Source organism: Natrinema versiforme JCM 10478 (assembly GCF_000337195.1).
GTDB classification, from domain to species: Archaea; Halobacteriota; Halobacteria; order Halobacteriales; family Natrialbaceae; genus Natrinema; species Natrinema versiforme.
This window is the reverse complement of the sequence record NZ_AOID01000044.1, coordinates 72,948-79,930: the sequence shown is the minus strand read 5'-3', so window position 1 is coordinate 79,930 and position 6,983 is coordinate 72,948. Positions and strand designations below refer to the sequence as shown.

Genomic DNA, 6,983 nt, shown 5'->3' with positions numbered 1-6,983 from the left:
GGTCGCCGTAGACGCGTTTCTCTTCGATCGAGTGCATACGGGAACGTGGCGGGGGCGGGCCGAAAACGTTCCGTCCCGTCGGAATCGGGTTGCGGAACCCCTTTGGGGGGGCCGGTTAGACTAGCGCGTGATGCAAGTCTTCGGATCGAGCGGGACGCGGGGCGTCGCCAACGAGGAGCTGACGCCCGCGTTCGTCCTGCGCGTCGCGAAAGCGGCGGGGACGATCTGGCGCGACGGCCGCGGTGGGGGTCGGGTCGCTATCGCCCGCGACACGCGCCACACGGGACGGATGCTGGCCGATGCGGCCGCAAGCGGGCTAGCGAGTACCGGCACCGACGTCGACCGTCTCGGGGTCGTCCCCACGCCGGGGGCACAGGCCTACGCCGAACGGGAGGGTGTCCCCGCGATCGTCATCACGGCCTCGCACAACCCGCCGCCGTACAACGGCGTCAAACTCGTCGGCAGCGACGGCGTCGAGCTCTCGGTCTCCGCCCTCGAGGAGATCGAGGAGACGCTGCTCGCGGAGAATTTCACCGTCGCCCCGTGGGACGAGACGGGCCGTGTCAGCGAGTGCGACGGCGTTCGGCGGGAGTACGTCGACGAACTACTCGCGGCCGCCGATCGGGAGGCGATCGCCGACGCCGACCTCACCGTGGCGCTCGATCCGGGCCATGGCGCGGGGTCGCTGACCAGCCAGGACTTCTTCCGGAAGCTCGGCTGTCGCGTCGTCACGGTCAACAGCCAGCCCGACGGCCACTTCCCCGGCCGCGACCCCGAGCCGGTCCCCGACAACCTCACCGATCTCGGGCGGCTCGTCCGCGCGACCGACGCCGATGTCGGTATCGCCCACGACGGCGACGCCGACCGCGCCATCTTCTTCGACGAGCACGGCGAGTACGTCGAGGGCGACGCCACCTTCGCCGCGCTCGCCGCCGCCGAACTCGAGGCCGGCGACACCACCGTCTCCGCGGTCAACGTCTCCCAGCGGCTCGTCGACGTGGTCGGCGAAGTCGGGGCCGAACTCGAGTTGACTCCGATCGGCTCGACGAACATCATCACGCGCATCGAGGAACTCGAGGCCGACGGCCAGCGGGTGCCGATCGCGGGCGAGGGCAACGGCGGGATCTTCTTCCCCGATTACCGGCTCTCGCGCGACGGGGCTTACACGGCCGCCAGATTCCTCGAACTGGTCGCCCAGCGACCGGTTAGTGACATCGTCGCGCCCTACGACGGCTACGTGAACGTACGACGCAACGTCGAGTACGAGTCGACGGCCGAACGCGACGCGATGCTCGACGCGGCGGCCAATCAGGCCCAGGCCGCAGACGCCGACCTCAACACCCGCGACGGCTACCGGCTGGACCACGGCGACGCGTGGGTGCTTGCCCGTCCCTCCGGCACCGAACCGCTGGTCCGGATCTACGCCGAGGCCCGCGACCGCGACCGCGCCGAGGAACTCGCGGGCGACATGTACGAGGCGCTGGCCGACGCGAAAGCCGACGTCTGAATCCGGGATATCCTGACGTTGCCAGCGACCGTTGTCGGAGACGGCCAAATCAGAGACGTAGCTCGGCGCATCGGCGCAGGGCTTCCCGCTTTACTCGGGTACCGCAGACAGCGTCAGTGAGAACGTCGTTCCCTCGCCGGGCACGGAGTCGATCCAGATCTCCCCACCGTGGCGCTCGACGATCCGTTTACATATCGCCAAACCGATTCCCGTGCCGGAGTGTTCGTCCTGTGTATGAAGGCGCTGGAAGACTTCGAAGACGCGATCGGTTTGCTCCGGGTCCATGCCGATCCCTTCGTCGCGCACCGAAACCACCCATTCTGAGCCATCGTCCTCGGCCGACACGCGAACGCTGGGCGGTTCGTCACCGCTATACTGGATCGCGTTATCCAACAAGTTCTGGAACAATTGGCGCAACTGCCCACGGTCTCCCTTCACGCAGGGCAGCTCTTCGACGGTGACCTCGGCGTCGTGCTCCTCTATCTTGATCTGGAGATCGGTCAACACTTCCTCCAGTATCGCCTCGAGATCCACTGGCTCGAACGGATCGCCGCCCGTCTCGATACGGGAGTACGCGATTGACATCCTCCCCGCCCTAAAGGGCGAGGATTCCCCGAAGGGGATATTCAGGTTGCGCGTTTCCTCGGTTCTCAAGTACGCTTTCGCGTGGAACGTCGACGGTCGCCACCGAGTTGTGATCAACGGTGTGCTTTTCAGCGCGTGTAGCCCTGTCAATGGGGCCTTCCTCCCTGTCAACTACAGGCGTCAATGACGGCGGGGTCTTTAGCCCGCGAGGTAGCACGGTTCGCGTCAGCCGAGCTGTTACGCCGTGCATGGTTCTCCCTCCCGTTGTGCGATATTCTCTGAAGCGTTCAGGTCGGCATGGCGTCCACGACCACACTCCGAACACGAAAAGTGGTCGCCATCACGGGTTCCCATCGAACCACACGCCGAACACCGCTGGCTGGTATGGTGCGCATCGACCTTCTCGACGCGGATACCAGCGCGTTCGGCCTTGTACGTGATGAACTGTTGGAGTTGGTGGAAATGCCACGAGTGAACGCCCGACCACGAACTGTTCTCGCGGATGCCTTCGAGGTCTTCCATCCGAATGACAGAGTTCTCGAACTGTTCCGCGAACGTGATGAGGCGACGGGAGAGTTTGTGGTTCAAGTCCTTAATTCGACGCTGTTCTTTGTCACCCACACGGTTGCGTGCGCGAAGCGCACCCGCTTCCGAAAGCGAATCGCGTAGGGAACGATATTTGCGTCGAACGTACTTCGCCTCACCACCCGACACCAGCATCGACTCGTCTTCGCCGTAGGCAGTCACGGCAAGAATATGCTGTTCACCAATATCGACACCGATGGGCGTCTCACCCGACGTGTCGGTGTCGTGCTCGATGTTGAACGTACAGTACCAGTCGTCTCCGCGACGATAGACCTGTAGACGAGTCTTGTCAGCGTCTCCCTCGATCAATCGTTCTACGGGGTCGGCAATGTCGGCGTACACCTCTATCGGTGTGTACCACCATTGGGAGACGCACGGGAAGCCGACGACGACCGTGCCGTTCTCGGTCGTATCGATTTCCCAATTCTGGTTATTGACAGCGAACGGCTGGCTTTCTCGGTAGCGAACCTCTTCGTCCTTGCTGTGGTCGGATTTCGCTTCTCGGATGGCTTGGTTCTGGATAGCCGAGTAGAGGTCGTTGTCGATGCTGGCTGTGGTCACGGACTTGCCGAAGTCACCATTTTCCCATCCGTCGATACAGAACTGTTTGGTGTCACGGTAGAGTCGAGTAGCGCGTTGCCACTCTTTGCGCCGTGAGAGCGATGGGTTGTGGAACTTTGCGGTGACAGTCACCGTGACCATTACATTTGTAATTGAGTATGATGGATTAAGTATCTGTTGGAATATCGGGCCGTGCTATCGTCGGTGGTTTGTGTCATCGTTTGTCGGATTCATCCCCGCCCTAAAGGGCGGGGCTTTCTCCTTGCTATTCCGTAAAACAGCAGCAGACCGGAGACCGTGAATCCGCGGTAAGTATAGGTGAAGGCGTTACCGGAGCAGCTATCTCCTTCTCCAATTGCTGCCAGAAGCGGCGTGCTGAATACAGCGAATGAGTTCAGCACGATGGCCTCGTTTGTTTCGCGTTGAAACCACGGAATCAGACGCTCAGTAGCGGTGCCAACTTATCACACCAAACTGCATGGTGACATTCTATATGATCCGTCGTGTAATCGTGGTCACTTGGTTTCGATACTGACCTCCATCACGTCGTCGAGTTAGCCCACGCTAAGGTCGTTCCGAATCTGTGAGTACCTCGCTTGGAAGGCTACAAGCCCCACAAGCAGAACAAAGAGGCCGGTCAGGGCGACGAGAGCGGGCACGTCTATCGCCACGGGGATGAGTGCGTACGCGATCCCCGTCACGGCTAATTGGGCGATGCTGATACTGCCGATGTCCCGTAGTCGGAACACGTTGTGTCCGAGGAGGAAGAATCCGGCACCGCCGTAGAGTGCGACGGCAGATATCACTCCGAGCGGGGACCAGACGTGACTGAGGACTTCCTTGAGACCGAAGGCGGTGAAGACGAGGCCAACGAGTATTGGCAAGTGCAAATAGCTGTAGGAGTGGCGCGCCTGAACGGTGCGCTTGTCGCCGGACTCCCCAGCGAGGTGTCGCTCCCCCGCGAGCGCGGCGTAGTCGAAGTAAACCCACCACAGCACGGCGACAACTCCGATTCCAAGGATGGCGGCGAGGATCACTCCGCCATTGATTTCCGTCCCGGTTGTCCCAGCACCGATCGAGATGAGTAACTCACCCAGCGCGATGATAATGATAAGACGGTATCGCTCCACAAAGTGATCGAGAGTGGTGTCGAAGGCCGAAGCATTCCGGAGTTGCGTCGCCCCATAATCGACCGCGAGCGCCACGACCAAGAGCCCGCCTTGGGCAAACACGTCGAGGAGGCTGGCCACGACGACCAACACTGGACCGGCCAGAAACACGAGTGCTAGCATCGAGATCGAGTATTGCGTCTGGAGATCGGTGACAAGCAGAGCGAGCACGACGAACAGCACTCGGAGTACGAGGTACGCGACGGCGAAGAGAACCTTGTCGCCGCCGAAGGCGTCAGGGATGGCGAGCGCGGAGACAAGTATGGCCGCCATCGAGGCAACGGTCAGCAGTTGCACACGGTTTCGGTGCTCGACGTACACAGTGCCTGGCAACCACGAGTAGGGGACCCATGCCCGCCATAATATTGCTAGCAACATCACGGCTTGTATCATACCAAGCCATGTGGAGTGGTCGGCGAGAAAGTTCGTTACCTGAATGAGGGAAAATACGAATACCAAGTCGAAGAACAATTCCAGTGGTTCGACCTCTTGCTGGTCGAAGCCCTCGACTTCGTCCCGTGATGGCGCTGAGTCGGTCGAACTCACACGCAGTTTTATTGGTGCTGTATCGAACTAAGTTTGTTGTCCACCCCCGGCTACGCCCGTACTCTATGCAAGGGCTGTCACCATCGGAAATCAAGGAGTGTGATGGGTTACCGACTGATTCGCCTGAAGTCGAACCACGACCGTGAAGGATAGCGTTTCGATGGACGCCAGGATTTTCGATCTCGATTGGGACGAACCTTCCGTTAGGCAGTTCTCCTGTACTGAGCGATCTCCACTTTCCCAAACCGGGGCTGATCTCGTGCGACATTCGCGTCCTGTATTCAGCACGGCTTGTCGGACATCATCTGTAACTGGAAGGAACCACAGCGGTCAGTTCGCGGACGTAGTTACCGCGAGCGTTGTGTCCGAGGAGTACAATATTACGGAACGATCGTCACCGGAATCTCGGCCCGCCGCGTGACCGCCTCCGCGACGCTGCCGAGTAACACCCGCGAGACGCCGGCTTTGCCCTCGCTGCCCATGACGATCGCGTCGACGCTCTCCTCGGCCGCGTACTCGAGGATCGCGTCGGCTGCCCCACTCCCCGTGACGACGGCCGTCTCGACCGCCCTGTCGTACTCGTCTGTGAGCGCGCGAACGTCGGCGAAGAACTCGGGGTCGTCGTCCCCCGCGACGACGCTACCGTAGTCCGCCTCGAGGTCGTCGACCGCGTGGACGACCGTCAGCCGATCGGCCGGGACCCACTCGAGGGCGTGCTCGAGCGCCGCTCGCGCCGGATCGGAGTCGTCCATCGGGACGAGGACGTGTCTGCTCATACGCGATCGTTCGGCCGCCGTCGGCTAAAGTGCGGGGTCGGTGGCGTCGCGAGCGGTCGAGAGTCGCGGACTCAGACCGGGTCCTCGGTCTCGAGGGCGTCCTCGAGTCGCTCCCGTTCGGTCCGCAGGGCCTCGAGTTCCTCGGCGACGCGGCCGTCGGTCAGCCGCTCGCGTTCGGCGGGGCTGAGTTGGGCGACCGCCTGCGCGGCGGTCTGCAGCCGGTCGTAGTCGAGGTTGGTCGCGAGCAGGCGGACCTCGCGCAGCGCCGCGACGGTGTCCTCGTCGGCGATCCGGGTGACGAAGGGGCGATACTCCCGGGCTCGACGGCGGAGCGCGCCGGCCGGTTCCGGCGGCCAGTCGATCGTCAGCGGCTCGGCATCGATCCCGTCGAGATACGTCTGCTGTGTGGCGACGTTGCGCTTAAGCTCGTCCGCGCTGTCGACGTAGTGCGAGAGCTTCGACCGGGAGTAGTCCGCGTACTCGAGCAGTTCGGGGATCGTGTACTCGCCGGCCGAATTCCCGCGAACGTAGTCCGCCAGACCGTCGGGCGGCCGCTCGTAGTCCACGAACGGATACCACTGGCTCCGCTCGAGCAGGTCGAACACCTCGCGCGCGCTGGCCTCGAGCCGGTACTCCGCAAACGCCTCGCGGACGGCCTCGTTGTAGGCCTCGATCGGCGCTCGCAGGCGCTCGACCGGCGCGTCGAGATCCGCGTTCGCCAACTCGAGCAGCCGCTCGCGCTCGTCGATTTCGTCGCCCAGTCCCCGCAGGCGTTTGGCGGCCGCTTTTCGGGCCTCCGCGACCTCCTCGCGGGCGGCCTCGCGTTCGTCTAACAGGTCGGCGTACTCGGCGGCCGGCTCGAGACAGTTGCGGGCGCGCTCGAAATCCGATTCGCTGAGCCGGCGCTTGTCGATCGCCTCGAGGGCGTCCTCGAAGGACTCGTACTCGGGGAGGTCGTCGGAGAGGCCGGAGACGAGCCCGTCGAACTTCCCCTCGAGTTCGATGTAGGCCTGGAAGTTCTCCTTGCCGGTCCCGGTCGCGCGGTCGACGTAGTCCTCGAGGAGTGTCGTCGCGTTCCGGTAGGCCGCCGTCACTTCCTCGACGGTCTCTTCGCCGTGGTCCGCGATCCGTTCGTCGGCCGTCGCGAGTCGCTTCCGAGCGGCTTCGAGGGACTCGAGGGGCGTTGGCTCGCCGTCGGCACGCCGGCCGGGTGCGCTCGAGCCGGCATCGGCGGGAGGGGCGCGTTCGCTCATT

Annotated in this window: 6 protein-coding genes; 1 reads left to right on the top strand and 5 read right to left on the bottom strand. The window is 63.0% G+C overall.

Annotated features, from left to right (window positions below):
* The first annotated feature begins 130 nt into the window (after positions 1–130).
* Positions 131–1,507 (top strand): phosphoglucosamine mutase, encoded by a 1,377-nt coding sequence (glmM, locus tag C489_RS13995; protein WP_006431956.1) that lies wholly within the window; start codon positions 131–133, stop codon positions 1,505–1,507.
* A gap of 90 nt (positions 1,508–1,597) precedes the next feature.
* On the opposite strand, the gene C489_RS13990 is transcribed toward glmM, so the two are convergent.
* The 5 genes from C489_RS13990 to C489_RS13970 form a co-directional block, all read right to left on the bottom strand.
* Positions 1,598–2,263, bottom strand: a complete 666-nt coding sequence (locus C489_RS13990) for a sensor histidine kinase (RefSeq protein WP_338041771.1) — start codon at positions 2,261–2,263, stop codon at positions 1,598–1,600.
* A gap of 66 nt (positions 2,264–2,329) precedes the next feature.
* The gene (locus tag C489_RS13985) at positions 2,330–3,379 is read right to left on the bottom strand and encodes an RNA-guided endonuclease InsQ/TnpB family protein (protein WP_006431954.1); all 1,050 of its coding nucleotides are present in this window, start codon (positions 3,377–3,379) and stop codon (positions 2,330–2,332) included.
* A 413-nt stretch (positions 3,380–3,792) separates the two neighbouring features.
* Positions 3,793–4,953, bottom strand: coding sequence for a low temperature requirement protein A (locus C489_RS13980; protein WP_006431953.1), 1,161 nt, complete (start codon positions 4,951–4,953; stop codon positions 3,793–3,795).
* A 380-nt stretch (positions 4,954–5,333) separates the two neighbouring features.
* The gene (locus C489_RS13975) at positions 5,334–5,729 is read right to left on the bottom strand and encodes a universal stress protein (RefSeq protein WP_006431952.1); all 396 of its coding nucleotides are present in this window, start codon (positions 5,727–5,729) and stop codon (positions 5,334–5,336) included.
* A 71-nt stretch (positions 5,730–5,800) separates the two neighbouring features.
* Entirely contained in the window at positions 5,801–6,982 is a 1,182-nt protein-coding gene (locus C489_RS13970; protein ID WP_006431951.1) for a DUF7118 family protein, read from the bottom strand.
* Position 6,983: the final 1 nt, after the last annotated feature.

Excerpts from the sequence above, each read along its gene's own strand:
- glmM (WP_006431956.1), top strand. The coding sequence starts at position 131 with ATGCAAGTCTTCGGATCGAGCGGGACGCGGGGCGTCGCCAACGAGGAG.
- C489_RS13985 (WP_006431954.1), bottom strand. The coding sequence starts at position 3,379 with ATGGTCACGGTGACTGTCACCGCAAAGTTCCACAACCCATCGCTCTCA.
- C489_RS13975 (WP_006431952.1), bottom strand. The coding sequence starts at position 5,729 with ATGAGCAGACACGTCCTCGTCCCGATGGACGACTCCGATCCGGCGCGA.
- C489_RS13970 (WP_006431951.1), bottom strand. The coding sequence starts at position 6,982 with ATGAGCGAACGCGCCCCTCCCGCCGATGCCGGCTCGAGCGCACCCGGC.